Below are 26,381 nucleotides of genomic sequence, written 5' to 3'. Positions count from 1 at the left end.
GCCGCGACCGCTTGCGCAAATACTCGATGAACCGGCTCATTTGCTTTCCGCCTGTTTCAGCGCCAGGACATCCTTGGGCGTCACCATGTCGCCCTTGTTGTTGCCCCAGGCGTTGCGTTCGTAGGTGACCACGGCGGCGATGTCGACTTCCGAGAGCTGCTTGCCGAACGCCGCCATGGCGGTGCCCGGCTTGCCGTGGAACACCAGGCTCAGGTGAGCCTCCTTGGGACCGGTGGCGATCTTCGAGCCCTTGAGCGCCGGGAACATCGGTGGCAGGCCCTGGCCCTCGGCCTGGTGACAGGCGACGCAGGTGGTGTGGTAGACCTTGTCGCCACGGGCCACCAGCTCGTCCAGGGTCCATTCCTTGCTGGTCAGCTCCTTGAGCTTGGCCGCCTCGGCCTTGCGTTCGCCGAGCCAGGTGTCGTAGTCGGCCTGACTCTTGACCTCGACCACGATCGGCATGAAGCCGTGGTCCTTGCCGCACAGCTCGGCGCACTGGCCGCGGTAGATGCCGGGCTTGTCGACCCGGGTCCAGGCCTCGTTGACGAAGCCGGGGATGGCGTCACGCTTGACCGCGAAGGCCGGCACCCACCAGGAGTGAATGACATCGGCGGCGGTCACCAGGAAGCGCACCTTGGCCCCCACCGGCAGCACCAGCGGCTGGTCGACTTCCAACAGGTAGTGCTCGCCCTTGGCGGTCTTGTTGTGGATCTGCTCGGCGGGAGTGGCCAGGTTGCTGAAGAACTCCACATCCTGGCCCAGGTACTTGTAGTGCCACTTCCACTGGTAGCCGGTGATCTGGATGTCCACGTCCGGCTCGCTGGTGTCGTACATCTTGATCAGCGTTGCCGTGGCAGGCACGGCCATGGCCACCAGGATCAGGAAGGGAATGATGGTCCAGAGGATTTCCACCGTGGTGCTTTCGTGGAAGCGGGCCGGGACCTGGCCGGTGGAGCGACGGTGCACGATCATCGACCAGAACATCGCGCCGAAGACGATCAGCCCGATCACCACACAGATCCAGAAGATGGTCATGTGCAGGTCGAATACCGCGTGGCTTATCTCGGTCGCCCCAGGCGTCATATTCACCGTCCAGGCGGCTTGCGCCTGGCTGAATACCGACCACAACAGGAGGCCCATCCAGACATGTGGATGTCGCATCATTGCGGGTTCCCCTTATCGTTCTTGTTATCCCGGAGGCTCAACACCTGCGGCAAGGGAGCGGCTGCCTAGACTACGAACTTAAACCGGCCGGGGCCTCGCTGCGTTTGCAGTCGAGCGTCATCAGCTAACTTCATTCCTTGGCGAGTATAGACAGCGACTCTCACCTCGCAACGCGCTGGCGAAAATCACCTGAAACACCGGAAAAGGCCTTTGCAGGCCACGGCGCGAAAGGGGTCGGGAGCAGGGGCGCACACCACGATATAACCGCGATGACTAAGCATGAAATAATTATGACAAATGCGTCTTAACCGCTTTTGTAAGCACGCTAACTTATGTGCTCCCTATTCATGTCCTTGTCCCTGGAGTTTTCATGAACACCGTCGCATTGCGCGAGCAGATCCAGCTGGCCCAGCAACACGAAGCCAGCACGGGCCTTCTGACCCGTCAGCTGGAAACGCAACTGCCTCACCTGCACCCCTCCATCCAGCTGCCCGAAGTCGACGCCAAGGGCGTCCTGACCCGTTTCGTCAGCGCCTACATCGACCAGGTTCCGGACCTGCTGGACGCCGCCAACGCGGTGGCCCGCGAAGCCGGCATCGAGTCGCAGATCAAGCCGGTACTGAAGATCGCCGAGCAATTCTTCCTCCAGCCGCCGGCCATCTTGGATGGCCACGTCGGCCTCGACAGCCTGCTGGACGAAGCCTACCTGGCCCTGCGCCTGGTGGAGGAAGTCAACGACCTGTACATCAAGCATTTCGGCCGTCCGCTGATCCCCCTGGACATGACGGTCGCCAACCTCATCGCCCACCAACTGATCGGCGAAACCTTCGCCAACCAGCTGGATGAAGCGGTGCACCACGCCGTCGACGCCATGCTCAACGAAGAGAGCTTCGCCCTGGAATCGGTGGAAGCCTACCGCGACACACTCAACAGCCCGGACACCGAGGCCGCCTGGAAGCGCTGGCCCTGCCTGTCGCGCCAGCTGGGCGTGGAACTGGAACTGGACCAGCCCGCCGCCTGACCCCACTCCTCGCCAGCAAGGCTCGCTCCGAGCCTTGTGGCGAAGGGGCCAACCTCCTCGCCGACTCAACTGCGTACCGGCACCGCGCCCACGACACCGGCCGGGCTCAGCCGCCCCTCCAGACGCCGCCGCAAACCCCGCGCCTCGATCAACAACTTCGAGCCCCTGGCGCTGTTGGCCCGTGCCCATTCCTCCAGCAACTCCAGACAGGCGTGATCGATATAGCTCAGGTGATTGAGCGGCACATGCACGGTGCTGCCCGGTGCAATCGTCGCCAGCACCCGCGTCAGGGCCGGGACTTTGAGAAAGGTCGCCGCGCCCACCAGGCGCAACTCCAGCTCGCCCTCGCGCTCCAGCCCGATCAGGCTGATCTTCAGGCGCGCAGCCTTGAACGCCAGCTTGGCCAGAGTCAGGGCAAAGCCGATCAGCACCCCGGTCAGCAGATCACTGAAGACAATCGCCAGGGCCGTCAGCGCGTAGGTGAACATCGGCATGCGCCCGTAACGCCCCAGGCCGCGAAAGGCCTTCAGGTCCACCAGCTTGCAGCCGGTATAGACCAGCACCCCGGCCAGGCTCGCCACCGGAATGCTCTGCAGCACACTGGACAGCAGCAACACGAAAGCCAGCAGCCACAGACCATGGAACACCGTCGAGAAACGGGTCTGGGCCCCGGCCTGGACGTTGGCCGAGCTGCGCACGATGACCCCGGTCATCGGCAGGGCGCCCAGCAGGCCGCAGAGCATGTTGCCCACGCCCTGGGCCGAGAGTTCCCGGTCGAAATCCGAACGCACCCCGCTGTGCATGCGATCCACGGCCGCCGCCGAGAGCAGGGTTTCGGCACTGGCGATGAAGGCCACGGCGAAGGCCGCCACCAGCAGGGTCGGGTCCGCCAGATCGAGCAGGTCGGCAGGGCGCAGCCAGTCGATGGCCTCGGCCAGGTTGGCAGGCACCTCGACCCGCTTCACTTCCAGGGCCAGGAGCAGGCTGGCCAGGGTCGTCAGTCCCACCCCCAACAAGGCACCGGGAATGAACCGCAGTGCCCGGGGCCGCCACCGGTCCCAGCCCCACATCAGCGCCATGGTCGACAGCCCCAGCAGGCCGGCCTGCCAGCCCAGGCTCGGCAAGGCCTGGGCCAGGGTCCGGGGCAAGCCGAGGAGGTTGTCCAGCCCCGAAGCCAGGGGCGCGGCATCGAACATCACATGCACCTGGGACAACACAATCAACACCCCGATGCCCGCCAGCATGCCGTAGACCACCGCCGGCGCCGTGACCCTGAACCAGCAGCCCAGACGCAGGCGCCCGGCGAGCAATTGCAGCAACCCGGCCAACAGCAGGATCGGCCCGAGCATGGCCACGCCGTGCTGGCGCACCAGTTCGAACACCAGCACCGCCAGCCCGGCGGCCGGGCCGCTGACCTGCAACGGCGAGCCCGCCAGCCAGCCCACCACCAGGCCACCGATGATCCCGGTAATCAGCCCCTTGGCCGGTGGCAGACCGGAAGCGATGGCAATCCCCATGCACAGGGGCAGGGCCACCAGGAACACCACCACCGAAGCCAGCAGCTCCCGGGGCAGGACATTTTTCAGCTGTGCTGCACGCATGACGCATCTCCCGACATTTTCTTCAGGCGTGGCAAAGCCGGGCTGCCAAACGGCAGCCCTGGCTACAACCACTCAGGGGGATTTAGGGGGATTCAGAAGCGCGCTTTGGGCGTCGCCACTGGGATCGGATGGCTGCCATCGAGCGGCAGGAAGCAACCCTTGTCCGCGTCGTAGGCCTTGATCGAGCTGGTTTCGATGTCGTAGACCCAGCCATGGATGAACAACTGGCCGTTGGCCATGCGCGAGGCCACGGAAGGGTGGGTGCGCAGGTGCTGCAACTGGGCGATGACGTTCTCTTCGGTCAGCACATGCATGCTGGACGACTCGTCGGCGCAATCGCAGTTTTCGTGGACCATGGTCCGCGCCACTTCGGCATGGCGCAGCCAGGCCTTGACCGTGGGCATCTTCTCCAGGCTCTGGGGATTGAGCACCGCACGCATGGCGCCGCAGTCCGAATGCCCGCAGACGATGATGTGATGCACCCCCAGGGCCAGCACCGCGTACTCGATCGCCGTGGACACACCACCGTTCATCTGCCCGTAAGGCGGCACCACGTTACCCACGTTGCGGGTCACGAACAGGTCGCCCGGGGAGCTTTGGGTGATGAGTTCGGGAACGATGCGCGAATCGGCACAGGCAATGAACATCGCCCGTGGCCGCTGGGCCGTGGCCAGTTTCTTGAACAACTCTTCCTGCTGCGGGAAGACTTCATGATGAAAATGCAAAAAGCCGTCAACGATATGCTGCAGCGCTGCATCGGCGGTTTCGGCAACCTCGGTGGGTGCGGGAGCCGACGCAGCCAACGGCTGTTTATCCTTGTCACTCATGATTCAGCCTCTCTGTCGGATTTGGTGAATTTTCCAGAATTATCCGGCACGACGCCAGCAATCGATTAAAAAACAACCGAGCCGCCGAACGCGACCAATGGGTCACTCGATGAACAAAGTAGCCACAAAAACTTAACTCAAACTGAATGCAAGGCTCTAGAACGCCACTATTGGCGATAGCAAAAGGTGACCGGCGGCCCTCGGCCAACGCCGCCCACCCCTCAAGATAGGCCAATGCCGCTCAGAGCAACGACATCTGTCCGCCGGGCGGACAGAAGGCCGAGCAGTCGAGATCGAACCCCTCGCGGCGGTTGAGCCCCAGACGCCTGAGAGCCTTGGCAAAACGCTGGGCCAGCAGGTCGGCGAAGGGTCCCTCGCCGCGCATGCGGCTGCCAAAGCGACTGTCATACAGCTCGCCGCCGCGGCTCTGGCGGATCAGGCTGAGCACATGGGCAGCCCGTTGCGGGTAATGCGCTGCCAGCCATTCCTCGAACAGCGGCGCCACCTCCAGGGGCAGGCGCAGCATCATGTAGGCGGCGCTCTGCGCCCCGGCGGCATGGGCCTCGTTGAGCAGGCTTTCCAGCTCGCTGTCGTTGATCATCGGGATCATCGGCGAACACAGCACCCCGACCGGAATGCCTGCTTCACGCATCACCCGGATTGCCCGCAATCGCGCCTTGGGCGCCGCCGCCCGGGGTTCGAGAATGCGCTTCAACTCATCGTCCAGGGTGGTCAGGCTGATCATCACCGCCACCAGCCGCTGCCGGGCCAGCTCGGCCAGCAGGTCCAGGTCGCGCAGGATCAGCGAGCCCTTGGTGACGATGGTCACCGGGTGCCGGTAGCGCAGCAGCACCTCCAGGGTGCGCCGGGTCAGTTGCTGCTCGCGCTCGATGGGCTGATAGGGATCGGTGTTGGACCCCAGGTTGATCGGGGCGCAGCGATAGCCGGGCCTGGACAACTGCTGCTCCAGCAGGGCGGCAGCGTTGCTCTTGGCGATCAGCTTGGTTTCAAAGTCCAGCCCCGGCGACATGTCCCAGTAAGCGTGGCTGGGCCGCGCGTAGCAGTAGATGCAGCCATGCTCGCAACCGCGATAGGGATTGATCGAACGGTCGAAGGGCAGGTCCGGCGAACTGTTGCGGGTGATGATCGACTTGGCCGTTTCAAAACGCACCTCGGTGCCCTGGGTCAGCGGCACCTCCTGATACCAGCCGTCGTCCTCGGCCACCGAACGCTTGGGCGCGAAACGGTTGTGCGGATTGCTCGCGGTGCCGCGACCACGGGGAGGCAGGGGGGTGATCATGGGAGCGCTCCATTACTGTATGCGCATACAGTAATGGAGTCGGATTTATCTGACCAGCACCGCCGGACCGAAACACCCCCGCAAGCAAACCTACCCCCGCGCGACGCAGGCCTTAACGCACCTTCGCCGGCAAGCCGGCTCCTACAGGTTTGTGGCGTTAGGGTATAAGGCAGGCTCAAACAACAGGAGCGCAAACATGCCCAGGACGCCCGGCACGCTGGAAAAGATCTTCTACGCGGCAGATGCCTACCTCCCCAGCTACGAACAAGGCGCCGACCTGATCATCGTCAGGGCGCCCGATGGCCAGCTCTGGGGCCTGGCCTGCGAATTCGAGCTGTGCACCCAGGACATCGAAAAGGCCGCGGTGAGCGTCCAGCAACCCTTCGATAAAGCGGACCCGAAGTTCGCCGAAGTGCGCTGGAGCCCCCACCACGATGGCATCGGCCTGCTCCCGGCAAGCTGGGAAGACCTGATGAACGCCGGGCTGGCGGACTGCATCGCCGGCTATCAGCTGCAAAGCCGCTTGGGCATCCAGCGCTTCACCCAGGGCGCAACAGCCAGCGCCGGACCGACGCCCGCAGCGGGCGCCGGCCTTGACGCTAGTGACGAGTGAAGGGCCCCAAATCGTCGTTGGACCTGCTCTGCAGGTCGCCCTTGCGCAGCGCCGCCACGTCCCCGGGCTTGACCGACGAAGCCTGATTGCCCCAACTGCTGCGGATGAAGTTGACCACGTCGGCCACCTCCTGGTCCGACAGGCGCCAGGCGAAGGGCGGCATGGTGAAGGTCGACGGCGCGCTGTGGGTGGCTGGCAAGGTGCCGCCCTTGAGCACGATGTGGATCAGCGAGGTGGCATCCGCCGACTGCAGCACCGGGTTGCCCGCCAACGCCGGGAACACCCGGGTGTAGCCATGGCCGTCGGTACGGTGGCAGGCCGCGCAGTTGTCGATGTACACCGCCGCGCCGGGCTTGCTGTCGTCACCGTTCCACAGGGCTTGGGCCACCTGCTGGTCATACGTGTGCGGCAGGTCCTTGGGGTCCTTGGCCGGCAGTGACTTGAGGTAGCGGGCAATCGCCGTCAGGTCGGCCTCGCTCAGGTACTGCATGCTGTGCACCACCACATCGCTCATGCCGCCGAACACCGCGCTGCGATCACTGCGACCGGTCTTGAGGAACTGCACCAACTGCTCTTCGCTCCAGCTGCCCAGGCCGTCCTGGTGATCGCCCCGCAGGTTCTTGGCGATCCAGCCTTCCAGCGGTGCGCTGCCGGAGAGGAAAGCACTGCCGTCGCTGGCGCTCAAGGCCTTCTCCTGCATGGTCAGGGCCCGTGGTGTATGGCAGGCGCCGCAGTGGCCCAGGCCTTCCACCAGGTAGGCGCCGCGACTGATCACCGGGTCGCTGCCGGTCGCCAGTGCAGGGGTTTCCACACTGGGGGCGAACATCCAGCGCCAGATCGACAACGGCCAGCGCATGCTCAGGGGCCAGGGAATGTCGCTGTCCTGATTGTCCCTGGCCACCGGCGCCACGCCCTTCATGAAGTAGGCGTAGAGCGCCTGCATGTCGGCGTCGCTGACCCGGGCATAGGACGGGAAGGGCATGGCCGGGTACAGGGTACTGCCGCCCTTGGCCACGCCATGGCGCACGGCCTGGTCGAAGTCCTCGAAGCTGTAGTCGCCGATGCCGGTCTTGTCCGGGGTGATGTTGGTGGAATAGATCACGCCGATGGGGGTTTCCATCGGTAGCCCGCCGGCGAACGGTTTGCCGTCCTTGGCGGTGTGGCAGGCCACGCAGTCTCCGGCGCGGGCCAGGTATTCGCCCTGTTGCACCAGGGCCTGCTGATCCGCTTCGGCGGCGCCGACCGAGGCGCTGCCCAGCAGGGCCAGGGTGGCGATAACGAGTGCTTTCATGGTCATCGCTCCTTATGCCTGCACCAGCGGGCCGGGGTTCTTCAGGTACTGCTCGCGGATCGCCCGGGCCGACCAGTAGGTCAGCGCCGCCACCAGGCCGGTGGGGTTGTAGCCCAGGCCCTGGGGGAAGGCCGAAGCCCCGGGAACGAAGACGTTGTGCACGTCCCAGCTCTGCAAGTAGCGGTTCAGGGCGCTGGTCTTGGGATCGGTGCCCATGATCGCGCCACCGTTCAGGTGGGTGGTCTGGTAGGACGCGGTGTTGAAGCGCTCACCCACCTGCTTGCCCAGCCGGGCAATGGCCTTGGGGTTCATCGCCTCGGCGATCTTGCCCATCTTCTCGACCATGAAACGGTTCATCTTGATGTCGTTTTCCTGCCAGTCGAAGGTCATCCGCAGCAGCGGCAAGCCGTAGGCATCGCGGTACACCGGGTCCAGATCCAGGTAGTTGCCACGGTAGGACTGATGCGCGCCGTGGGCGTCCATCGACACCTGGTGGGTGTAGTAGTCGGCGGTGGCTTTCTTCCAGGCACTGCCCCAGGCCGGAGTGCCCGGCGGGTTCGAGGTGCCGGCAATCGGCCGGCTGCCGGCCTGGTTGACCCACATCGGCGAGCCGCCGACGAAGCCGTGCGGGCCGTGGTCGAAGTTGTCGGCGTTGAAGTCGTCCACCGCCACGCCGTTGCCGCCGGCGCCGATGAAGTTGTTGGTGTGCACGTCCTTGTCGAAGTAGGCCTTGATGGTGGCCATGTTCTGGTAGGCGAAGTTCCTGCCCACCACGCCTTCGCCGCTGATCGGGTCGTAGGGCTTGCCGATGCCCGACAGCAGCATCAGCCGCACGTTGTGCAACTGGAAGGCGCCGAGGATCACCAGGTCCGCCGGCTGCTCGATCTCCCGGCCCTGGCCGTCGACATAGGTGACGCCGGTGGCGCGGGTCTTGCTGCTGTCGAGGTTGACCTTGAGCACGTGGGAATTGGGGCGCAACTCGAAATTCGGCAGCGGCTTGAGGGCCGGCAGAATGTTCACGTTGGGCGAGGCCTTGGAATACATGTAGCAGACGTAGCCGCTGCAGAAACCGCAGAAGTTGCACGGCCCCATCTGCGCACCATAGGGGTTGGTGTAGGGTCCCGAGGTATTGGCCGACGGCAGGTTGTAGGGTTTGTAGCCCACCTCACTGGCGGCTTTCTGAAACAGCTGTGCGGAATAGGTGTTCTTCTGCGACTCCAGCGGGAAGTGGTCCGAGCGATCCGGGGCATAGGGATTGCCGCCCTTGCCTTCGCCCACCCGCTGGCCCTTCACGGTCCAGGCCTGGCCGGAGGTGCCGAAGACCTTTTCCGCGAAGTCGAAGAACGGCTCCAGCTCTTCATAGCTGACACCGAAGTCCTGGATGGTCATGTCCTTGGGGATGAAGCTCTTGCCGTAGCGCTCTTCGTAGTGACTGCGCATGCGCAGTTCGATGGGGTCGACCCGAAAGTGCACCCCGGACCAGTGCAGGCCGGCACCGCCCACGCCGTTGCCCGGCAGAAAGGCGCCCAGTTGCCGGTTGGGCAGGGCCACCTCGTTGACGCTGTGGCGAATGGTCACCGTCTCCTTGGAAATGTCCTGGAAGAGTTTCTTGCGCACGCTGTAGGTGAGCTCGTCGATCACCTGGGGATAGCTGCCGTCAGGGTAGGTGTCCTGCATCGGCCCGCGCTCCAGCGCCAGCACGTTGAGCCCGGCCTCGGTCAGCTCCTTGGCCATGATCGCGCCGGTCCAGCCGAAACCGACGATCACCGCGTCGACCTTCTTCATCACTGTGGTCATGTTCAAGCCCTCTCGCCGCGAATCGATACTGCCGGGAAGGGGTACTGTTCGTTGCGTTCCACCCAGTCCATGAAATCGGCGCGTGCGCCGGGAAAGCCGATCAGGGTCCAGCCCACCAGGCCTTTATTGCCGCCATGGATCGGGTCGCTGAAGAAGCCTTCCTTGGTGTTCTGCAACAGCAGATTGAAGAAAAGCTTGGCCGGGACCGCCTCGAACTGCGGGGTTCCGGCTTCCAGCTGCTTGAGCAAAGCGTCTCGGGTAGCGCTGTCTTGCGCGGCAAAAACTTGACCCTTGAGGTCTTTGCACCATGCATCCACGGCGGCAATGCCCAGGCGATAGATGTCCTTGGGCACCAGCTTGCTCTGCCAGCCCATCTCCGGCGCGGCGTCGGCCTTGAACGGGCCTTGCATGTACCACAGGGCACCGGCGGCGTAGGGGGTGTTCATTTGCCGGTCGATGTACTCCGGCACCCCGGCTTCCAGGGCACCCGGGCCCATGTCGTCGGCGGGAATCAGGCGTTCCACTGCGGCCTTGATGAAGGCCCACTCTTCGGCGCTGAAGTAGCTCGGTTCATAGCTCGGGCTGCCCGTGGGCAGCTTGCCCGGCGCCGCCGGCCTGGCTGGGGCCACCGCTTCGGGAGCCGCCGCCAGCATGGAACTGCCCAGGCCGGTACTGGCGACAGTGACCACGGGGATCAGGGTCAGGGATTTACGCAAGAACTCACGCCGCGGGTTGTCTCGATCTTGATCGGACATCGGTGCACCTCATCAGGCATTGATGGATTGGTCAGCCGCGTCATGGCGCGACTTTATGTTTGGGCAACGCAAAAAGCCGGGCCAGGCCCGGTGGATGAACACATCAGCAAACTTTGGTTACAAATGGTAGCAGGCTAAGCATCTGGATGAATCGTTTCAGGCGAAAAAGATCGCAGGCAGCCGGATATGGCCCATCCGCTTCACATTTCTTTGACGGCCGGCTCACAGGGCTTTGACCGAGCGTGGCGGACACTGGATGACATTCAATGCCCTCATTCAGTGACCCTCACATGTCCAGAACCCGATTCATTGCTGCACTTTGTCTGTCGCTGCTGGCACTGATCGCCGGGCCACAGGCCCGGGCCGCCGATACTTCCGCCAATCGCCCGGAGCAATGGGCGCAGCCGGTGGAGAAGCAATACAACCTGTATCAGATGTCGCCGACCCTGTACCGCAGCGCCCTGCCGGACAAGGGCGCGGTGCCCCTGCTGGAAAAACTCAAGGTCGGGACCGTGATCAACTTCCTTCCGGAGTCCGACTCCAGCTGGCTGTCGAGTCCGGGCATCAATCAGGTGCAGTTGCCCTACCGCACCAACCATGTGGATGACGCCGACGTGCTCAAGGCCCTGCGCGCCATCCAGAGCGCCGAAGCCCAGGGCCCGGTGCTGATGCACTGCAAACATGGCTCGGACCGCACCGGCCTGATGTCGGCCATGTACCGGGTGGTGGTCCAGGGTTGGAGCAAAGAGGAAGCCCTGAATGAAATGACTCAAGGCGGATTTGGCGACAGTTCCCACTTCAAGGACGGCATTCGCTACATGATGCAGGCCGATGTCGACAAGTTGCGCACCGCGCTGGCCAATGGCGACTGCAGCACCAGCGTGTTCGCCACCTGTTCGGTGAAGAGCTGGTTCGAGACGGTGGGCGCGACCAAGCCGCTGAGCCACTAAGCACCGCCCCCTCTGTAGGAACGAGCTTGCTCGCGAAAGCGCAGGTGGTGAGGGAAGGGGGTGGCGAATTGCTTCGCCGGCAAGCCGGCTCCTGCGAGGGAGCCGGCTTTTTCTTGCCTGGTCAGTCGGTTTTTTTCTTCAACTTGGGGTTGGGGAAAAACTGCACCGATTGCACCTTGGTATCGGCGGCCTTGGGGGCCGCGTGGTTGACCCGGGTTCCCAGTTCCTTGGGCACCGACAGCCCCTGGGCGTTGAGGGTGTCGGCATAGCCACAGGCCACGCACTCGCGATGGGGCACGTCGTCCTCGCTCCACATCATCAGCTTGTCCTGCTCACTGCACGCCGGGCACACCGCCCCGGCGATAAAGCGTTTCTTGGTCTTCACGGGTGCGTCACTCATGCTGCCGCGTCCTCGCTGAGGCCGCTATGGCGCAAGAGTGCGTCAATCGACGGCGCCCGTCCGCGGAAGTCGACGAACAGCACCATCGGCTCCTGGGAACCGCCACGGGCCAGGATCGCCTCGCGAAAGGCGCGCCCGGTGGCCGGGTTGAGCACACCCTCTTCCTCGAACCTGGAGAAGGCATCGGCCGACAGCACTTCCGCCCATTTGTAGCTGTAGTAACCCGCTGCGTAACCACCGGCGAAGATGTGGGCGAAGCTGTTGGGGAAGCGGTTGTAGGCCGGCGGACGCATCACCGAGACTTCGTCACGCACGGTTTCCAGCACTTGCAGCACGCTGCGGCCGTCGCCGTGGGTGGCATGCAGTTCGAAGTCGAACAGCGAGAATTCCAGCTGGCGCACCATCATCAGCCCGGACTGGAAGTTCTTCGCCGCCAGCATCTTCTGCAGCAGGTCCTGGGGCAGCGGCTCGCCGGTTTCATAGTGACCGGAGATCAGCGCCAGGCCTTCGGGCTCCCAGCACCAGTTCTCCATGAACTGGCTCGGCAGTTCCACCGCGTCCCAGGCCACGCCATTGATGCCGGAAACCCCGGCATGCTCGACCCGGGTCAGCAGGTGGTGCAGACCATGGCCGAATTCGTGGAACAGGGTGGTGACTTCGTCGTGGGTCAGGAGTGCAGGCTTGCCGCTGTCGGCCGGGGTGAAGTTGCACACCAGGTTGGCCACCGGGCTCTGCAATACGCCGCCCACGGTGCGGCGACGGTCACGGGCGCCGTCCATCCAGGCACCGCCGCGCTTGTTGGAGCGGGCGTAGAGGTCGAAGAAGAAGCGACCGACGTGCTGGCCGTTTTCCTTGATCTCGAACAGGCGCACGTCCGGGTGCCAGCTGTCGAAACCTTGCTGCTCGGCGATCTCGATGCCGTATAGGCGCTGGACGATGGCGAACAGGCCGCCAAGGACCTTGTCGATGGGGAAGTAGGCGCGCAGGGCTTCCTGGGACACGCTGTAACGCTGCTCGCGCAGCTTCTCGCCATAGAAACCGCTGTCCCAGCTTTGCAGGTCGGGGCAACCCTGTTCGGCGGCATAGGCCCGCAGCTGCTCCAGGTCCTGAGCGGCAAAGGGTTTGCTGCGCTTGGCCAGGTCCCGCAGGAAGCTCAGCACCTGATCGCTGGACTCGGCCATCTTGGTGGCCAGGCTGAGTTCGGAAAAGCTGGCAAAGCCCAGGAGCTTGGCCAATTCCTGACGCAGGTCGAGGATCTCTTCCATCACCGGGCCGTTGTCGTGCTGACCGGCGTTAGGGCCTTGGTCCGACGCCCGGGTGCAGTAGGCGGCATAGACCTCTTCACGCAGGGCCCGGTCCTGGGCGTAGGTCATCACCGCGTAGTAGCTGGGGAATTCCAGGGTGATCAGCCAGCCGTCCAGGCCCTTGGCCTGGGCCGCGGCGGCCATCTGCGCCTTGGCCGAATCGGTCAGGCCGGCCAGGGCCGCTTCGTCGGTAATGTGCTTGGTCCAGGCCTGGGTGGCGTCCAGCAACTGGTTGGAGAAACGGCTGGCCAGCTCGGACAGCTTGCTCTGCACCTGCGCGTAGCGCTGCTGCTGCTCCGGCGGCAGGTCGATGCCCGACAGGCGGAAGTCCCGCAGGGAATGCTCGAGGATGGTCTTCTGCGCCACGTCGAAACCGGCGGCTTCGGGGCTCTTGGCCAGGGCGTCGAAAGCCTGGAACAGCTCGCGGTTCTGGCCCATTTCCGTGGAGTAGGCGCTCAAGGCCGGCAGGCAGGCCTCGTAGGCTTCACGCAGTTCGGCGCTGTTGCACACCGCGTTGAGGTGGCTGACCGGGCTCCAGGCCGCGCTCAGGCGATCATTGAGCTCGTCCATGGCCAATACCAGCCCGGCCCAGGTGGGCTGGGTGGCTTGGGTCTTGAGGATTTCAGCGATGGCGGCGCGGTTGTCAGCCAGGATCTGTTCGATGGCCGGTTGCACATGCTCGGCGCGGATCGCCGAGAACGGCGGCAGGTCGTAGGGCTGCAGAAGAGGGTTGTTCACACTCACGGTGGGCACCTTGGCTGGAAGAAACATGCAGGGAAACGTAGCACCATCTTAATTACAATGAGCGGCCACCGCAGCTATAGCCCCCATTAATAAATCTCAGAGAGGCATTCGCACTTGGCCATTCGCAGCTATCAGAACCACACCCCGAGCCTGGGCGAACGGGCCTTTGTCGACCACTCGGCAGTGGTCATCGGCGATGTGGAAATCGGCGCCGACAGCTCGGTCTGGCCACTGACGGTGATCCGCGGCGACATGCACCGCATCCGCATCGGCGCGCGCACCAGCGTGCAGGACGCCAGCGTGCTGCACATCACTCACGCCGGCCCCTTCAACCCCGACGGCTTCCCGCTGCTGATCGGCGACGACGTGACCATCGCCCACAAAGTCATGCTCCACGGCTGCAGCATCGGCAGCCGGGTACTGATCGGCATGGGCAGCATCGTCATGGACGGCGCGGTGGTGGAAGACGAGGTGATCGTCGGCGCCGGCAGCCTGGTGCCACCGGGCAAGCGCCTGGAAAGCGGCTTTCTCTACGTCGGCAGCCCGGTGAAGCAGGCGCGCCCGCTGACCGACAAGGAACGGGCGTTCTTCACCTACAGCGCCGCCAACTACGTGAAACTCAAGGACCTGCACCTGTCCGAAGGCTACGACCGGCCCTGATCCGCTACTGACTGCCGAGGAACCGCCATGCATTACCAAACCGTCCTGTTCGACCTCGACGGCACCCTGACCGACCCGCGCGAAGGCATTACCCGCTCGATCCAGTTCGCCCTGGGCCAGTTGGGTATCGACGAACCGGACCTGACCCGCCTGGAGCATTTCATCGGCCCGCCGCTGTTGCAGGCCTTCATGCAGTTCTACGGTTTCGACGAGGCCCGGGCCTGGGAGGCGGTGAACTTCTATCGCGAACGCTTCAAGGTCACCGGCCTGTACGAGAACCGCGTCTTCGACGACGTCACGCCGCTGCTGGAAACCCTCGGCGGGCAAGGGCGCCAGCTGTACATCGCGACCTCCAAGCCCTGGGTCTTCGCCCGGGAAATCGCCCGCCACTTCGACTTCGCCCGCCACTTCAAGGTGATCTACGGCAGCGAACTGGACGGCACCCGCACCGACAAGGTGGAACTGATCGCCCACGTGCTGGAACAGGAACAGCTGGACCCGGCCACGACCCTGATGGTCGGCGACCGCAAGCACGACCTGATCGGTGCCAAGCGCAACGGCCTGGACGCGGCGGCGGTGGGCTATGGCTTTGGCAGCCGCGAGGAGTTGAGCGCCGAGGCGCCGGCCTATCACTTCGAGACGCTGGCCGAGCTGCATCAGGCGTTTTTGCGCTCCCAGGGTTAATGCCGATCAGTTAAGGACAGCGCTGTAAGAGCTTGCTTCCGCTGGCGCGCGCAGCGGTCCTAGAAATGGGACTGCTCCGCAGTCCAGCGGGAGCAAGCTCCCTCGCCACAGGGTATTCGCCCTGGTTCCTACGAAGCGGGTGCCGTGTCTTGCAGCCGCACTAAAGCGGCCTTGCGCTGCTCGGCCGGCAAGTGCCCCAGCGTTTCCACGGCGCGAAAGAAAGCCGGCCAATCCCCGTTCACCTGCTTGAACAGCGCGGCAAACGCCGGAACCCACTGGTCGTACAGGCCGAAAGGCAGCAAGCGGGCGTTGTTCAGCGGCTGGTCGATCCAGGCGTCATAGCGCTTGGAACCGGCCCACTGACTGTCACGCATCTGCCGGTAATCCCGGCGCAACGTCTCGAAGGCCTGCGCCTTGCGCTGGCGCATCTGCTCGGCGGGCAAGGGCAGGGCATACAGGCGCTCCAGGCGCTGGCGGGTGTCCAGCAACAGTTGGATGAACTGATCGCGCTGACGCACGTCGGTATTGTCCTGGGGCGCCAGCCCGCGATAGGCCCGCCATTGCCGGGTGCCTTCCTGCTCGACGAAGGTGGCGAAGGATTCGTTGAACTGGGTGTCGTCCTTCACATAGACGCGCTGATGCGCCAGCTCATGGAAGATCAGGGTCGCCAGGCGTTCATCGCCCCAGTGCATCATCGAGCTGATGATCGGGTCATCGAACCAGCCCAGGGTCGAATAGGCCTCCACCCCGCCAATCGCCACGTCCATGCCCTGTTGCCGCTGCAGCGCCGCCTCGCCGCGAGCCGCGCCCTGGCTGTAATAGCCGCGATAGGCCACGCAACCGGCAATGGGAAAGCAGTGAGTCTGCGGGCTCAGGGAGAACTCCGGCGTAGCGAACACATTCCACACCACATAGGGCCGGCCGATGTCGACATACAGCCGGTAGCTGCGGTTGTCCGGCAGGTGCAGGTGCCGGCTGGCAAAGTCCCGGGCCTGTTGCGACTGGGCCAGGTGGGCCCGCAGGGTCGGGTCACGGGCGGGATCTGCCAACACCTCGGCCACCGGGGTGCGCGCCCGCAACAGTTGCAACTGGCCGCTGGCCAGTTGGCCGTAGTAACCCAGGCTGCTGCAGCCGCTGAGCAGGCCAAGCACCAGGATCGGCAGCAGGAGACGCGAAACGGCATCACGTATCCGATGGCATGAAGGCGGCCTGTTCAATGTGCATCATCCACAGAAAATCTGCCGGCAAGACTATCTCGCCAGCCCGACGCTGCGCCAGGCACCCGTGACGCCAGCGCAAAGGCCCGCAACACGAGCAGAGGGCTGCCAAGGTCGCTGATCAGCGTTATGCTCGAATTCCCCACGCTCAATCGGCCACTGTCATGCGCCACTTACTGCTCGCCCTCAGCCTCGCCGCCCTCGGCGCCTGCTCCAGCCCCTTGCCCAACGTCGATCCCCAGCAGGCCTGGATCGACCTGGCCACGCCGACTCCGGGTGGCAAGCTGGTCATGGCCGAGCGCCTGGACAACCAGCGCCTGAGGGACGGTCGCTACTTCCAGGTCAGCCCCGGCAGCCACGAATTGATGGTGCGCTTCGATTTCGAAGTGTTCAGCGGCGGCATGGGCATGAACAACGACCCCCAGGAGCGCCTGTGCTACCTGAGCCTGCGCTACGACCATTTCCAGGCCGGCCAGCGCTATCGCCTGGAGGCGCGCAACCTGGCCTTCACCCCCAGCGCCCGGCTGTACAACGCCCAGGGCGAGATCGTGGCCGAGGAGCGGATGATCAACTGCGTGCCCTGACGCGGCTCAGCGATCGTTCTTCTGGTAGATGATCTTCTTGGTGCCGTTCTCACAGCTGCCGACCACCATGTTGTTGTCGTGGACTTCGTCGTTGGTGACGATTTCCAAGGTGTAGGAAGGCACGCCCTGAGCCTGGATCTTGGCTTCGATCTCGGCCTTGAGTTCATCACAAGGCTTGGGGGCGGCGAGGGCCGATGTGGCCAGCGCGCAACTTGCAACCGCCAAGGCAAAACGTTTCATGATCTAAAGCTCCCTTGCTGCGGCGCGCACGAGGGTGCACTGAAGCCGCCGTCGCGTATTCGACCACAGGTGCTTGTGCGTCGCACAGACGCCTTTGCCGGCAAGCCGGTTCCCGCAGACCGCTGCAGGAGCCGACTTGCCAGCAAAACCATCAGCCCAGCAGCGTCGCGTCCAGGCTGATCTTGGCATTGAGCACCTTGGACACCGGACACCCTTCCTTGGCCTTGTTGCTCAGTTCAGTGAACTGCTGCTGGCTGGCGCCGGGGATCTTCGCCTTGAGGATCAGGTGCACCGCTGTGATGGCGAAGCCGCCGTCGACCTGATCCAGGGTCACTTCGGCCTGGGTGTCGATGCTGTCCGCCTTGAGCCCGGCCTCGCCGAGAATCATCGAAAAGGCCATGGAGAAGCACCCCGCATGGGCGGCACCGATCAACTCCTCCGGATTGGTGCCCTTGCCGCCCTCGAAACGGGCCTTGAAGCCGTAGGGCGCCTCGCGCAATACCCCGGTTTCGGTCGAGATCGAGCCGATGCCGGTTTTCAGATCACCTTCCCAATGCGCCGAGGCTTTCTTTTTGATACTCATCTCTTTCTCCTCAAGAACCGATGCGAAAGCTCGCACCACGCTGGTTTCTGTTGCCTAAGGGTTCTGAGGATAGATCTGACGGCAAAGTTCAGCCGGTGTGCAGCGGCGCTCTTTACCCGACAAATTCACTCTGACTATTGAATCTCGGGTATATGCCCACATTGCATAGATCTGACTTACAGATTTCGGCAGGTTTTGGCTCATGACAAAGGCCTGCGCACCCTCAAGGAGAAGCAGGCTTATGAAACCGCTGTCCGCTGTTAAATTCTCGACCCTCGACCTGGTGCCCGTGCGTGAAGACGGCAGCCCGGCGCAGTCTCTGCGCAACTCCCTGGACCTGGCGCAACACGTGGAAAAGCTCGGCTACACGCGCTTCTGGGTCGCCGAGCACCACAACATGGACGGTATCGCCAGCTCCGCCACCTCGGTACTGATCGGCTATCTGGCCGGTGGCACCTCGACCATTCGCGTCGGCTCCGGCGGGGTGATGCTGCCCAACCATGCGCCGCTGGTGATCGCCGAACAGTTCGGCACCCTGGAAAGCCTGTACCCGGGACGCATCGACCTCGGCCTGGGCCGGGCGCCGGGTTCCGACCAGATGACCGCCCGGGCCCTGCGTCGGGAGCGCTCCGGCAGCGCCGACGACTTCCCCGAGGACGTGGCGGAACTGATGTCCTATCTCGGCCCACGGACCCCGGAACAACGGGTGATCGCGATGCCGGGCAGCGGGACCAACGTCCCGGTGTGGCTGCTGGGCTCCAGCCTGTTCAGTGCGCAATTGGCCGGGGAACGGGGTTTGCCCTACGCCTTCGCCTCGCATTTCGCACCGCGCTACCTGCATGAGGCGATTCGCGTCTATCGCAATCACTTCGAGCCTTCGGCAGTGCTCGACAAGCCCTATGTGATGCTGGGGGTGCCGCTGGTGGCGGCCGATAGCGATGAACAGGCCGACTACCTGGCGACCTCGGTGTACCAGCGGATCCTGGCGCTGATGCGCGGCCAGAGCCTGGTACAGCGCAAGCCGGTGACCAGCATGGACGGCCTGTGGCTGCCCCACGAGAAGGAAGCGGTGTCGAGTTTCCTCGGCCTGGCGATGATCGGCAGCCCGGCGAAAATCCGCGCCAAGCTCGAAGTCCTGATCGAACAGACCGGCGCCGATGAGCTGATCTTCACCTGCGATCTGTACGAGCACGCCGATCGGCTGCACTCCTACGAGCTGCTGTCACAGGTGATGCAAGGCTAAATTGACAGGCATAAAAAAGCCGACGCCCAGGCGTCGGCTTTTTATCGAACATCTACAGGGGTTCAACCGCGCTTGTAGACAATCTCCTTGGAACCCGCTTCGCAGGTGCCAACCACTTTGCCATCCGCCGCCGCGCCTTTGTCGACCACTTCCAGCGAATAATGCTTGGCGCCCTTGGCGTCGATCTTCGCGGCGATCTCGCTTTTCAGCTCCTCGCACGGCTTGCCGGCGGCAAGGGCTGTTCCCGCAAGACTCAACAAAGCAGCTGCTAATACTAGTTTTTTCATCGGTCGCATTCCCTGGTCGGATCAAAAGAGGCGGCGTTGACGCCAGCCTGACAGAGGCTCAAGACAGTTGTAGCGCTTTGCCATTTCCTATGGCACTCGGCCAGCGCACAAGTTCCAGAGCCTAGCTCAAGCTTTTAACTATTGGCAATCCGGAAGCCGACCTTGAGGGTGACCTGAAAATGCGCGGCCTTGCCGTCCTTGATATGGCCCCGGGTTTCGGTCACTTCGAACCACTCCAGGTGCTTGATGCTTTTATGCGCCTCGGCCAGCGCGTTATTGATTGCCTCTTCGATGCTGTTCGGCGACGAACCCACCAGTTCGACTTTCTTGTAGGTGTGATGATCAGTCATGGCGCTCTCCTTTTTTGCTGTGAAATACAGCCTAGCAGTGATTTTTCTTATTACTTGGGGCGCCATTGCTCACGGCTAGTTCAGATTTTCTGCACTTTCCGAACAGGCCGCAGTCGGAACCTACAGAGTCCGTTCACTACCCTGCAGGAGAGCCGACATGGCCAACACCTCGTTACGCAAAGCCTCACTGGAAAGTATGGAAGCCGAGATCGAAAGCCTGCTCAAATCCCTGGAAAGCCTCAAGGACGATGCGACCGACGAATCGCGCAAGACCCTCAAGGCCCTCAAGAGCAACGCCGAGAATGCCCTCAAGCATTCCCGCAGCCTGATCAGCGATGCCTATGAAGAAGTCAAAGTGAAAACCCGGGAAACCGGTATCGCCACCCGCGACTACGCCCAGGAACACCCGTGGGCGACCGCCGGTGTCGCGGTCGGGGCCATCGGCCTGCTGGCCGCCTACCTGCTGTGCAAGCGCGGCAACTAAACCGGCTGGCGCAGTTCGTTTTTCAACCACTGCGCCAACTGTCGGGCGCGCCCATCCGCGGCGCGCTTGGGTAACCACAGTGCCAGTTGCCCCGGGGTGTCGGAAAACCCCCACGGGGCAACCAGCCTGCCCGCCAGCAAGTCCTCGGCCACCAACGGCTCCGGCGCGATTGCCACGCCCAGCCCGGCCACCGCCGCTTCCAGCAAGTAATACAGATGCTCGAACCCCTGCCCGTACTTCAGCGCCTCGGCGGCGATGCCGTTATGTCGAGCCCAGCTGGGCCAGGCCTGGGGACGCGACGTGGTGTGCAGCAGCGACTCCGCGCCAAGGGCCGTGGCCGGCGCCGTGCGCAACCGCGAGTAACCGGCATAGCGCGGGCTGAGCACCGGCCCGATGCGCTCGCAGGCCAGCTCATAGACCTGCATGTCCGCCGGCCACGGCGGCTCGGCAAACACCAGCAGGGCATCCAGCCCCGGGCGCCGGGGGTCCAGGTCCCCTTCACCGGCGGAGAGGTGCAGGCGCAGGTCCGGCAGGTCGGCATTCAGGCGCCCCAGACGCGGAATCAGCCAGCGCGCCAGCAGGCTGCCGGAGCAACCCAGGACGAACGGCGCGTCGGCGCTGCCCCGGGTCAGCTCGCCGCAGACGTCCCGCAGCCGCTCGAAGGCCTCGCTGCTGGCATCGCGCAGCCGAACCCCGGCATCTGTGAGTTTAATGCCACGTCCATCCTTGACGAACAGGCTCAGGCCCAGGTGTTCCTCCAGCACTTTCAACTGCCGGCTCACCGCGCCATGGGTGACATGCAGTTGTTCGGCAGCCTGGCTGACGCTGTTAAGCCGGGCGGTGGCTTCGAAGGCCCGCAGGGCATTCAGGGGGGGCAGGTCACGGCTCATGGGATAGGTGAGTTTTCCTGACAGGTTGCGGCGATCTTATCGGTTTTCAGCCTTCGGTGTCAGGGGTAGAGTGAGCCCCATTGTCTTTCCACGAATTTGTCTTTCCCCACCCTTGCCCGGGAGCGCTGCAATGACTCAGTCCCAATTGCGTAATGGTCCAGACGACAACGGCCTGTTCGGCGCGTTCGGCGGCCGTTACGTGGCCGAAACCCTGATGCCGCTGATCCTCGACCTGGCCCGCGAATACGAAAAGGCCAAGGAAGACCCCGAGTTCCTCAAGGAGCTGGCCTACTTCCAGCGCGACTACGTCGGCCGCCCAAGCCCGCTGTACTTCGCCGAACGCCTGACCGAACACTGCGGCGGCGCCAAGATCTACCTCAAGCGCGAAGAGCTGAACCACACCGGCGCGCACAAGATCAACAACTGCATCGGCCAGATCCTCCTGGCCCGGCGCATGGGCAAGAAACGCATCATCGCCGAGACCGGCGCCGGCATGCACGGCGTGGCCACCGCCACCGTGGCCGCGCGCTTTGGCCTGGAATGCGTGATCTACATGGGCACCACCGACATCGAGCGCCAGCAGGCCAACGTGTTCCGCATGAAGCTGCTGGGCGCCGAAGTGATCCCGGTCGTGGCCGGCACCGGCACCCTGAAAGACGCCATGAACGAAGCCCTGCGCGACTGGGTGACCAACGTCGACAGCACCTTCTACCTGATCGGCACCGTGGCCGGTCCGCACCCGTACCCGGCCATGGTCCGCGACTTCCAGGCGGTGATCGGCAAGGAAACCCGCGAACAGCTGCAAGCCCAGGAAGGCCGCCTGCCGGACAGCCTGGTGGCGTGCATCGGCGGCGGCTCCAACGCCATGGGCCTGTTCCACCCGTTCCTCGACGATAAAAGCGTGCAGATCATCGGCGTAGAAGCCGCCGGCTACGGCATCGAGACCGGCAAGCATGCCGCCAGCCTCAACGGCGGCGTACCGGGCGTGCTCCACGGCAACCGCACCTTCCTGCTGCAGGACGACGATGGCCAGATCATCGACGCCCACTCGATTTCCGCCGGCCTCGACTACCCCGGCATCGGCCCGGAACACGCCTGGTTGCACGATATCGGCCGCGTCGAATACACCTCGGTGACCGACGACGAAGCCCTGGCCGCGTTCCACCAGTGCTGCCGCCTGGAAGGCATCATCCCGGCCCTGGAAAGCGCCCACGCCCTGGCCGAAGTGTTCAAGCGCGCGCCGACCCTGCCCAAGGATCACCTGATGGTGGTCAACCTCTCGGGGCGTGGCGACAAAGACATGCAGACCGTCATGCACCACATGCAACAGTCCCAGCAGGAGAAACACTGATGAGCCGCCTGCAAACCCGCTTTGCCGAGCTGAAGCAACAGAACCGCGCGGCCCTGGTGACCTTCGTCACCGCCGGCGACCCCAATTACGACACCTCCCTGGCGATCCTCAAGGGCCTGCCCGCGGCGGGCGCCGACGTGATCGAACTGGGCATGCCCTTCACCGACCCGATGGCCGACGGCCCGGCGATCCAGCTGGCCAACATCCGCGCCCTGGGCGCCAAGCAAAACCTGGCGAAAACCCTGCAGATGGTCCGCGAGTTCCGCGCAGGCAACAGCGACACCCCGCTGGTGCTGATGGGCTACTTCAACCCGATCCACCACTACGGCGTGCCGCGCTTCATTGCCGACGCCAAGGCCGCCGGGGTCGACGGCCTGATCGTGGTGGACATGCCGCCGGAACATAACAGCGAGCTGTGCGACCCGGCCCAGGCCGCCGGCATCGACTTCATCCGCCTCACCACCCCGACCACCGACGATGCACGCCTGCCCAAGGTCCTCGACGGCAGTTCCGGCTTTGTCTACTACGTCTCGGTGGCCGGCGTGACCGGTGCCGGCGCCGCCACCCTGGAACACGTGGAAGAAGCCGTGGCCCGCCTGCGCCGCCACACCGAGCTGCCGATCAGCATCGGTTTCGGCATCCGTACCCCGGAGCAAGCGGCCGCCATCGCCCGTCTGGCGGACGGCGTGGTGGTGGGCTCGGCGCTGATCGACCACATCGCCCATGCCGAGTCTTCCGAGCAAGCGGTGGACGGTGTCCTGAGCCTGTGCGCGGCCCTGGCCGAAGGCGTACGTAAGGCCCGGGTCAGCTGAGGGTAAAGTTCCTGATACAGAGGAATTAGCGCCTCTGGACGCACACTAAACAGACAAGACCGAGGGTTTCAGAACCGCTGTTCTGAAACCCTTTTTGTTGTTTGTGCTGCGAGGAATGCCTGATGAAAATGCCCAAACGTCTGATTGCCGGAGCCGTGGTGCTGCTGCTCGGCGCCAGCCCGTTGCTGCACGTGATGGCCGACGAACGCGGCGACCATGGCCATGGCGATGATCGTGGAGGACCACCGCCGGGCCATTGGGACAATCGAGGCAACGAACACCGCGGTCTGGACAACGACCGGCGCGGTGGCCCACCGCGGGACTTCGGCCCGGTACGCCAGACCATCCACGACAATCGCGGCTACTTCGTGCGGGGCGCCCCTCCACCTCCCGGCATCCGCCTGGTGCGCGGCCAACCCTTGCCCCGCGGTTACTACGGCGAACGCCTGGATGGGCGCGCCCTGTCACGCCTGCCGGTCTACCCGGGCTATGAATGGCGACGCATGGGCGGCGATATCTTCCTGATGGCCGTGGGCACCGGCATCGTCTACGAGATCCTCGACGGCGTGCTCTACTGATCGTTTTTCAACCAGCCGACTCCCCCGCGGGAGCCGGCTGCCAGGCCAGGCGCCCCCTCAGAACCCTGTCAGATCCAGCGGCCGCATGGCCCCCATCCAGATCGCATGATCGGTGTGATCCCGCAGATCGTCCCCGGTGTCCGGGTGCAGGAACACCACCAGCCCCTGACGGTTGAGGGCCAGCCACGGCACCACCTGGGCAAACACCTCTGGCGCGAACGCCAGCTGGCAGCTCCAGTCCGGGTGCGGTCCAACCGGCCGCTGGTGCACCCGGCCCATTTTCAGCTCGAACAACTGCGCCGCCTGTTCGCACAAGGCCCGGGCGCGCTCCAGGGTGCTGGCGTCAAAGTAGACATGGGCGTGATAGCCCTTGATCCGTTGCATGCAAAGCCTCGCGATAAAGACGAGCCCTCAAGGCTCGCCACAGATGCAGAACACCCGCTGTGAAGAAAACACCGGCCCCATGAAAACACCGAAAGCCGACCGGCTCAAAGCGCTTGCGCCAGCGTCGCCGCCACCTCCAGCAGTTGCTGGCGCAGCCAGAGATGGGCCGGGTCGGCACTGTTGCGCCCGTGCCAGATCGCCAGCAGCGATGAGGGCTCGACCGCCAGCGGCAGCGCCCGCCGGCACAGCCCAAAACGCTGCTCGAAGGCCCGGGCCAAGGGTTCCGGCACAATCGCCACCAGGCGCGACTGCTCCAGCAACTGCGGCAGCACCAGGGCATGGGGCAGGGTGACCTTGTACTGGGGACGCCGGCCAATCGCCGCCAGTGCCTGCTCCAGGCGCTGGCGATCGAACATCTCCGACTGCCGGGCAATGCCGCGCTCGAGAATGTAGCCGTTGACCGCGCCTTCCTCCTGCCCGCCCACCGACAGCGTGATCAACGGCTGGTCCGCCAGGGCCTCAAGCGTCAGTACAGGCAGGTCGAGCAAGGGATGCTCGGGGCACATCAGCAACTCATCCTGCTGCCGCCAGAGACAGGCGCTGTGCACCCGCTGCGGCAACTCGGCAAACACCCCGACGGCCAGATCGATACGTCCGACATCGATCTGCTCGGCCAGGTCCAGGCGGGTCGCCGGACGCACCACCAGATCCACCCCCGGCGCCACCTGGGCCAGGCGCCGCAGCAAGGGCGCCAACAGCACCGAACTCAGGTAGTCGTTGGCCGCCAGGGTGAAGGTACGCGTCGCGCGGGCGGGGTCGAATGGCTCCACGCCGACCGTGTGTTGAATGGTCAGCAGCGCCTCGCGCAACGGGCCGGCAATCGCCTCGGCCCGGGCCGACGGCTGCATGCCCTTGGCCGTGCGAATGAACAGCTCGTCCTGCAAGGACTCGCGCAGCCGGGTCAGGGCATGGCTGACCGCCGACTGGCTCAGATGCAGGCGCTTGCTGGCCAGCAGGATGCTGCGGTCCTCATAGACCGCATCGAAAACCCGCAGCAGGTTGAGGTCGATACGTGGAACGCGGGGCACTTCATCACGGAGCATATTGCAGATCCTGCAGGAGGCTATTGCGGATTGTTCCCTTGCCGCAACGGGCGGGGGCGGGCAACTTTAGCGCATCCGACCAGCAAGCAGATGGCACTGAAAATCAACCCGTGCGATCACGGCAGCGGCTTGCCCGACGTTCGGTGACCGCCACCGGCCTGAGTGTTTTTTGAACACTTGAAAGCGCTGGGTCGTGATCAACACCGTGCTCACATTCAGGGACCGAAGATGCCCGCCAGCCCCGACCTCAATGACATCCGCGCCCATGACTGGGTCGCGACCCGCCTGCCGCGATCCTGGCAGGCCTACGCCCGCCTGATGCGCCTGGACCGGCCCATCGGCACCTGGCTGACCCTGCTGCCGGCCCTGGCCGCGCTGATCCTCTGCGCCGGGCGCATTCCCCCGGTCGGCACCGTGCTGGTGTTCGCCCTCGGCGCCCTGCTGATGCGCAGTGCCGGCTGCTGCATCAACGACATCCTCGATCGCGGCTTCGACGCCCGGGTCAACCGCACCCGCCAGCGGCCCCTGGCCCAGGGTTCGCTGAGCCTCGCCCAAGCCCTGGCCTGCCTGACCGTGACGTTGCTGCTGGCCGCCGGGTTGCTGCCGCTTCTGCAACCGGCGACGGTGCTGCTGGCCCTGTGCTGCGTGCCCCTGACCCTGGTCTACCCGCTGTTCAAGCGCTTCACCCACTGGCCCCAGGCGTTTCTCGGCGCGGTGTTCAACTGGGGCGTGCTCATGGCCAGCGTGGAAACCACCGGCAGCCTGCAACCCAGTGCACTGGCGCTGTGGCTGGGCTGCCTGTTCTGGCAGTTGGGCTACGACACCCTCTATGCCTACAGCGACCGTGAGGACGACCTGAACATGGGCCTGCGCTCCACCGCCACGCTGTTCGCCGAACGGGGCAGGACCTGGATCGCCGGGTTCTACGCCATGACCCTGCTGTGCTGGTGCGGCGCGGGCCTGCTGGCCGGTGCCAACCCGGGCTTTTTCATCCTGCTGCTGCCAATCGCCCTGGCCCTGGCCTACCAGCTCAGCCTGTTCAGTCCGGACCACCCGGAGCCCTGCAACCACCTGTTTCGCAGCAACGTCCACATCGGCGTGCTGTTACTGGTCGGCGCCTCGGTGGCCATCGTTTGACCGCCGGACACTCAGCAATCCGCAACC

29 protein-coding genes are annotated in these 26,381 nt (G+C 64.4%); 12 read left to right on the top strand and 17 right to left on the bottom strand.

Annotation, left to right across the window (positions count from 1 at the left end; translation table 11 throughout):
• Positions 1-36: 36 nt before the first annotated feature.
• Complete coding sequence (gene coxB, locus POS17_RS00325) at positions 37-1,164, bottom strand: cytochrome c oxidase subunit II (protein ID WP_060836863.1); 1,128 nt, start codon at positions 1,162-1,164, stop codon at positions 37-39.
• A 370-nt stretch (positions 1,165-1,534) separates the two neighbouring features.
• Here coxB and POS17_RS00320 point away from each other — a divergent pair, with 370 nt between their 5' ends.
• On the top strand, positions 1,535-2,185 hold the full coding sequence (locus tag POS17_RS00320; RefSeq protein WP_060836862.1) for a hypothetical protein: 651 nt from the start codon (positions 1,535-1,537) through the stop codon (positions 2,183-2,185).
• Positions 2,186-2,250: 65 nt separating this feature from the next.
• Here the strand turns inward: POS17_RS00320 and POS17_RS00315 are convergent, their stop codons facing one another.
• The 3 genes from POS17_RS00315 to POS17_RS00305 form a co-directional block, all read right to left on the bottom strand.
• Entirely contained in the window at positions 2,251-3,786 is a 1,536-nt protein-coding gene (locus POS17_RS00315; protein ID WP_060836861.1) for a SulP family inorganic anion transporter, read from the bottom strand.
• Positions 3,787-3,878: 92 nt separating this feature from the next.
• Positions 3,879-4,613: a carbonic anhydrase gene (locus POS17_RS00310; RefSeq protein ID WP_011058446.1), complete on the bottom strand. Its 735-nt coding sequence runs from the start codon at positions 4,611-4,613 to the stop codon at positions 3,879-3,881.
• A 241-nt stretch (positions 4,614-4,854) separates the two neighbouring features.
• The gene (locus POS17_RS00305) at positions 4,855-5,913 is read right to left on the bottom strand and encodes a PA0069 family radical SAM protein (protein WP_060836860.1); all 1,059 of its coding nucleotides are present in this window, start codon (positions 5,911-5,913) and stop codon (positions 4,855-4,857) included.
• 196 nt (positions 5,914-6,109) lie between these two features.
• Between POS17_RS00305 and POS17_RS00300 the strand changes: the two genes are divergently transcribed.
• Positions 6,110-6,526 (top strand): hypothetical protein, encoded by a 417-nt coding sequence (locus POS17_RS00300; protein ID WP_231978993.1) that lies wholly within the window; start codon positions 6,110-6,112, stop codon positions 6,524-6,526.
• Here POS17_RS00300 and POS17_RS00295 read toward each other — a convergent pair.
• Genes POS17_RS00295 through POS17_RS00285 form a run of 3 tightly spaced genes read right to left on the bottom strand, consistent with a single transcriptional unit; the run spans position 6,513 to position 10,369 of the window.
• Positions 6,513-7,817, bottom strand: coding sequence for a c-type cytochrome (locus tag POS17_RS00295; protein ID WP_060836859.1), 1,305 nt, complete (start codon positions 7,815-7,817; stop codon positions 6,513-6,515). The genes POS17_RS00300 and POS17_RS00295 overlap by 14 nt on opposite strands.
• Positions 7,818-7,829: 12 nt before the next feature.
• Positions 7,830-9,614: a GMC family oxidoreductase gene (locus POS17_RS00290; protein WP_060836858.1), complete on the bottom strand. Its 1,785-nt coding sequence runs from the start codon at positions 9,612-9,614 to the stop codon at positions 7,830-7,832.
• A 2-nt stretch (positions 9,615-9,616) separates the two neighbouring features.
• Positions 9,617-10,369, bottom strand: coding sequence for a gluconate 2-dehydrogenase subunit 3 family protein (locus tag POS17_RS00285; RefSeq protein ID WP_060836857.1), 753 nt, complete (start codon positions 10,367-10,369; stop codon positions 9,617-9,619).
• 290 nt (positions 10,370-10,659) lie between these two features.
• On the opposite strand from POS17_RS00285, the gene POS17_RS00280 reads away from it, so the two are divergent.
• On the top strand, positions 10,660-11,319 hold the full coding sequence (locus POS17_RS00280; RefSeq protein ID WP_060836856.1) for a phosphatase domain-containing protein: 660 nt from the start codon (positions 10,660-10,662) through the stop codon (positions 11,317-11,319).
• A gap of 121 nt (positions 11,320-11,440) precedes the next feature.
• Here the strand turns inward: POS17_RS00280 and POS17_RS00275 are convergent, their stop codons facing one another.
• Both POS17_RS00275 and prlC read right to left on the bottom strand, forming a co-directional pair.
• Entirely contained in the window at positions 11,441-11,719 is a 279-nt protein-coding gene (locus POS17_RS00275) for a YheV family putative zinc ribbon protein (protein WP_060836855.1), read from the bottom strand.
• On the bottom strand, positions 11,716-13,794 hold the full coding sequence (gene prlC, locus POS17_RS00270) for an oligopeptidase A (protein ID WP_173655878.1): 2,079 nt from the start codon (positions 13,792-13,794) through the stop codon (positions 11,716-11,718). Before prlC ends, POS17_RS00275 begins: the two co-directional genes overlap by 4 nt.
• Positions 13,795-13,881: 87 nt before the next feature.
• Between prlC and POS17_RS00265 the strand changes: the two genes are divergently transcribed.
• Both POS17_RS00265 and POS17_RS00260 read left to right on the top strand, forming a co-directional pair.
• Positions 13,882-14,427: a gamma carbonic anhydrase family protein gene (locus POS17_RS00265; protein ID WP_060836854.1), complete on the top strand. Its 546-nt coding sequence runs from the start codon at positions 13,882-13,884 to the stop codon at positions 14,425-14,427.
• A 27-nt stretch (positions 14,428-14,454) separates the two neighbouring features.
• A complete protein-coding gene (locus tag POS17_RS00260; protein WP_060836853.1) occupies positions 14,455-15,111 on the top strand; it encodes an HAD family hydrolase in 657 nt (218 codons plus the stop codon).
• A 128-nt stretch (positions 15,112-15,239) separates the two neighbouring features.
• Here POS17_RS00260 and POS17_RS00255 read toward each other — a convergent pair whose 3' ends face one another.
• On the bottom strand, positions 15,240-16,328 hold the full coding sequence (locus POS17_RS00255; protein ID WP_060836852.1) for an aminopeptidase: 1,089 nt from the start codon (positions 16,326-16,328) through the stop codon (positions 15,240-15,242).
• Positions 16,329-16,492: 164 nt separating this feature from the next.
• Here POS17_RS00255 and POS17_RS00250 point away from each other — a divergent pair, with 164 nt between their 5' ends.
• Positions 16,493-16,912 (top strand): PA0061/PA0062 family lipoprotein, encoded by a 420-nt coding sequence (locus POS17_RS00250; RefSeq protein ID WP_060836851.1) that lies wholly within the window; start codon positions 16,493-16,495, stop codon positions 16,910-16,912.
• Positions 16,913-16,918: 6 nt separating this feature from the next.
• Here POS17_RS00250 and POS17_RS00245 read toward each other — a convergent pair whose 3' ends face one another.
• Both POS17_RS00245 and POS17_RS00240 read right to left on the bottom strand, forming a co-directional pair.
• The gene (locus POS17_RS00245; RefSeq protein ID WP_060836850.1) at positions 16,919-17,152 is read right to left on the bottom strand and encodes a DUF1161 domain-containing protein; all 234 of its coding nucleotides are present in this window, start codon (positions 17,150-17,152) and stop codon (positions 16,919-16,921) included.
• A 151-nt stretch (positions 17,153-17,303) separates the two neighbouring features.
• Positions 17,304-17,735, bottom strand: a complete 432-nt coding sequence (locus POS17_RS00240) for an OsmC family protein (protein WP_060836849.1) — start codon at positions 17,733-17,735, stop codon at positions 17,304-17,306.
• Between the two features lie 241 nt (positions 17,736-17,976).
• On the opposite strand from POS17_RS00240, the gene POS17_RS00235 reads away from it, so the two are divergent.
• Positions 17,977-18,978, top strand: coding sequence for an LLM class flavin-dependent oxidoreductase (locus tag POS17_RS00235; RefSeq protein WP_060836848.1), 1,002 nt, complete (start codon positions 17,977-17,979; stop codon positions 18,976-18,978).
• A 62-nt stretch (positions 18,979-19,040) separates the two neighbouring features.
• On the opposite strand, the gene POS17_RS00230 is transcribed toward POS17_RS00235, so the two are convergent.
• On the bottom strand, positions 19,041-19,265 hold the full coding sequence (locus POS17_RS00230; protein ID WP_060836847.1) for a DUF1161 domain-containing protein: 225 nt from the start codon (positions 19,263-19,265) through the stop codon (positions 19,041-19,043).
• A 134-nt stretch (positions 19,266-19,399) separates the two neighbouring features.
• Entirely contained in the window at positions 19,400-19,615 is a 216-nt protein-coding gene (locus tag POS17_RS00225) for a dodecin (RefSeq protein ID WP_016965134.1), read from the bottom strand.
• Positions 19,616-19,772: 157 nt separating this feature from the next.
• On the opposite strand from POS17_RS00225, the gene POS17_RS00220 reads away from it, so the two are divergent.
• A complete protein-coding gene (locus POS17_RS00220) occupies positions 19,773-20,099 on the top strand; it encodes a DUF883 family protein (protein ID WP_016965135.1) in 327 nt (108 codons plus the stop codon).
• On the opposite strand, the gene POS17_RS00215 is transcribed toward POS17_RS00220, so the two are convergent.
• Complete coding sequence (locus tag POS17_RS00215; RefSeq protein WP_060836846.1) at positions 20,096-20,989, bottom strand: LysR family transcriptional regulator; 894 nt, start codon at positions 20,987-20,989, stop codon at positions 20,096-20,098. The two genes, POS17_RS00220 and POS17_RS00215, sit on opposite strands and share 4 nt — an antisense overlap.
• A gap of 130 nt (positions 20,990-21,119) precedes the next feature.
• Between POS17_RS00215 and trpB the strand changes: the two genes are divergently transcribed.
• From trpB to POS17_RS00200, 3 genes are all read left to right on the top strand, one after another.
• Complete coding sequence (gene trpB, locus POS17_RS00210) at positions 21,120-22,340, top strand: tryptophan synthase subunit beta (RefSeq protein WP_060836845.1); 1,221 nt, start codon at positions 21,120-21,122, stop codon at positions 22,338-22,340.
• Positions 22,340-23,152 carry a tryptophan synthase subunit alpha gene (gene trpA / locus POS17_RS00205; RefSeq protein ID WP_060836844.1) on the top strand — a complete coding sequence of 271 codons (813 nt, stop codon included), beginning with the start codon at positions 22,340-22,342 and terminating at the stop codon, positions 23,150-23,152. Before trpB ends, trpA begins: the two co-directional genes overlap by 1 nt.
• A gap of 122 nt (positions 23,153-23,274) precedes the next feature.
• Positions 23,275-23,730 (top strand): anti-virulence regulator CigR family protein, encoded by a 456-nt coding sequence (locus tag POS17_RS00200; RefSeq protein ID WP_060836843.1) that lies wholly within the window; start codon positions 23,275-23,277, stop codon positions 23,728-23,730.
• 57 nt (positions 23,731-23,787) lie between these two features.
• On the opposite strand, the gene POS17_RS00195 is transcribed toward POS17_RS00200, so the two are convergent.
• The gene (locus POS17_RS00195; protein ID WP_060836842.1) at positions 23,788-24,114 is read right to left on the bottom strand and encodes a DOPA 4,5-dioxygenase family protein; all 327 of its coding nucleotides are present in this window, start codon (positions 24,112-24,114) and stop codon (positions 23,788-23,790) included.
• Between the two features lie 104 nt (positions 24,115-24,218).
• Positions 24,219-25,217, bottom strand: a complete 999-nt coding sequence (locus POS17_RS00190) for a LysR family transcriptional regulator (RefSeq protein ID WP_060836841.1) — start codon at positions 25,215-25,217, stop codon at positions 24,219-24,221.
• A gap of 228 nt (positions 25,218-25,445) precedes the next feature.
• Here POS17_RS00190 and ubiA point away from each other — a divergent pair, with 228 nt between their 5' ends.
• The gene (gene ubiA, locus POS17_RS00185) at positions 25,446-26,354 is read left to right on the top strand and encodes a 4-hydroxybenzoate octaprenyltransferase (RefSeq protein ID WP_060836840.1); all 909 of its coding nucleotides are present in this window, start codon (positions 25,446-25,448) and stop codon (positions 26,352-26,354) included.
• The last annotated feature ends 27 nt before the right edge of the window (positions 26,355-26,381 follow it).

The organism is Pseudomonas sp. Os17, assembly GCF_001547895.1.
GTDB lineage: Bacteria > Pseudomonadota > Gammaproteobacteria > Pseudomonadales > Pseudomonadaceae > Aquipseudomonas.
This window is presented reverse-complemented; position numbering and strand designations above follow the sequence as displayed.

What these genes read in the sequence shown, in the direction of transcription:
- POS17_RS00235 (WP_060836848.1), top strand. Translation starts at nt 17,977, where the DNA reads ATGAAACCGCTGTCCGCTGTTAAATTCTCGACCCTCGACCTGGTGCCC.
- POS17_RS00195 (WP_060836842.1), bottom strand. Translation starts at nt 24,114, where the DNA reads ATGCAACGGATCAAGGGCTATCACGCCCATGTCTACTTTGACGCCAGC.
- prlC (WP_173655878.1), bottom strand. Translation starts at nt 13,794, where the DNA reads ATGTTTCTTCCAGCCAAGGTGCCCACCGTGAGTGTGAACAACCCTCTT.
- POS17_RS00250 (WP_060836851.1), top strand. Translation starts at nt 16,493, where the DNA reads ATGCGCCACTTACTGCTCGCCCTCAGCCTCGCCGCCCTCGGCGCCTGC.
- ubiA (WP_060836840.1), top strand. Translation starts at nt 25,446, where the DNA reads ATGCCCGCCAGCCCCGACCTCAATGACATCCGCGCCCATGACTGGGTC.
- trpB (WP_060836845.1), top strand. Translation starts at nt 21,120, where the DNA reads ATGACTCAGTCCCAATTGCGTAATGGTCCAGACGACAACGGCCTGTTC.
- POS17_RS00290 (WP_060836858.1), bottom strand. Translation starts at nt 9,614, where the DNA reads ATGACCACAGTGATGAAGAAGGTCGACGCGGTGATCGTCGGTTTCGGC.
- POS17_RS00295 (WP_060836859.1), bottom strand. Translation starts at nt 7,817, where the DNA reads ATGAAAGCACTCGTTATCGCCACCCTGGCCCTGCTGGGCAGCGCCTCG.
- POS17_RS00190 (WP_060836841.1), bottom strand. Translation starts at nt 25,217, where the DNA reads ATGCTCCGTGATGAAGTGCCCCGCGTTCCACGTATCGACCTCAACCTG.
- POS17_RS00285 (WP_060836857.1), bottom strand. Translation starts at nt 10,369, where the DNA reads ATGTCCGATCAAGATCGAGACAACCCGCGGCGTGAGTTCTTGCGTAAA.
- POS17_RS00320 (WP_060836862.1), top strand. Translation starts at nt 1,535, where the DNA reads ATGAACACCGTCGCATTGCGCGAGCAGATCCAGCTGGCCCAGCAACAC.
- POS17_RS00220 (WP_016965135.1), top strand. Translation starts at nt 19,773, where the DNA reads ATGGCCAACACCTCGTTACGCAAAGCCTCACTGGAAAGTATGGAAGCC.
- POS17_RS00240 (WP_060836849.1), bottom strand. Translation starts at nt 17,735, where the DNA reads ATGAGTATCAAAAAGAAAGCCTCGGCGCATTGGGAAGGTGATCTGAAA.
- POS17_RS00215 (WP_060836846.1), bottom strand. Translation starts at nt 20,989, where the DNA reads ATGAGCCGTGACCTGCCCCCCCTGAATGCCCTGCGGGCCTTCGAAGCC.
- trpA (WP_060836844.1), top strand. Translation starts at nt 22,340, where the DNA reads ATGAGCCGCCTGCAAACCCGCTTTGCCGAGCTGAAGCAACAGAACCGC.
- POS17_RS00275 (WP_060836855.1), bottom strand. Translation starts at nt 11,719, where the DNA reads ATGAGTGACGCACCCGTGAAGACCAAGAAACGCTTTATCGCCGGGGCG.
- POS17_RS00260 (WP_060836853.1), top strand. Translation starts at nt 14,455, where the DNA reads ATGCATTACCAAACCGTCCTGTTCGACCTCGACGGCACCCTGACCGAC.
- POS17_RS00280 (WP_060836856.1), top strand. Translation starts at nt 10,660, where the DNA reads ATGTCCAGAACCCGATTCATTGCTGCACTTTGTCTGTCGCTGCTGGCA.
- coxB (WP_060836863.1), bottom strand. Translation starts at nt 1,164, where the DNA reads ATGATGCGACATCCACATGTCTGGATGGGCCTCCTGTTGTGGTCGGTA.
- POS17_RS00245 (WP_060836850.1), bottom strand. Translation starts at nt 17,152, where the DNA reads ATGAAACGTTTTGCCTTGGCGGTTGCAAGTTGCGCGCTGGCCACATCG.
- POS17_RS00200 (WP_060836843.1), top strand. Translation starts at nt 23,275, where the DNA reads ATGAAAATGCCCAAACGTCTGATTGCCGGAGCCGTGGTGCTGCTGCTC.
- POS17_RS00315 (WP_060836861.1), bottom strand. Translation starts at nt 3,786, where the DNA reads ATGCGTGCAGCACAGCTGAAAAATGTCCTGCCCCGGGAGCTGCTGGCT.
- POS17_RS00230 (WP_060836847.1), bottom strand. Translation starts at nt 19,265, where the DNA reads ATGAAAAAACTAGTATTAGCAGCTGCTTTGTTGAGTCTTGCGGGAACA.
- POS17_RS00310 (WP_011058446.1), bottom strand. Translation starts at nt 4,613, where the DNA reads ATGAGTGACAAGGATAAACAGCCGTTGGCTGCGTCGGCTCCCGCACCC.
- POS17_RS00225 (WP_016965134.1), bottom strand. Translation starts at nt 19,615, where the DNA reads ATGACTGATCATCACACCTACAAGAAAGTCGAACTGGTGGGTTCGTCG.
- POS17_RS00305 (WP_060836860.1), bottom strand. Translation starts at nt 5,913, where the DNA reads ATGATCACCCCCCTGCCTCCCCGTGGTCGCGGCACCGCGAGCAATCCG.
- POS17_RS00300 (WP_231978993.1), top strand. Translation starts at nt 6,110, where the DNA reads ATGCCCAGGACGCCCGGCACGCTGGAAAAGATCTTCTACGCGGCAGAT.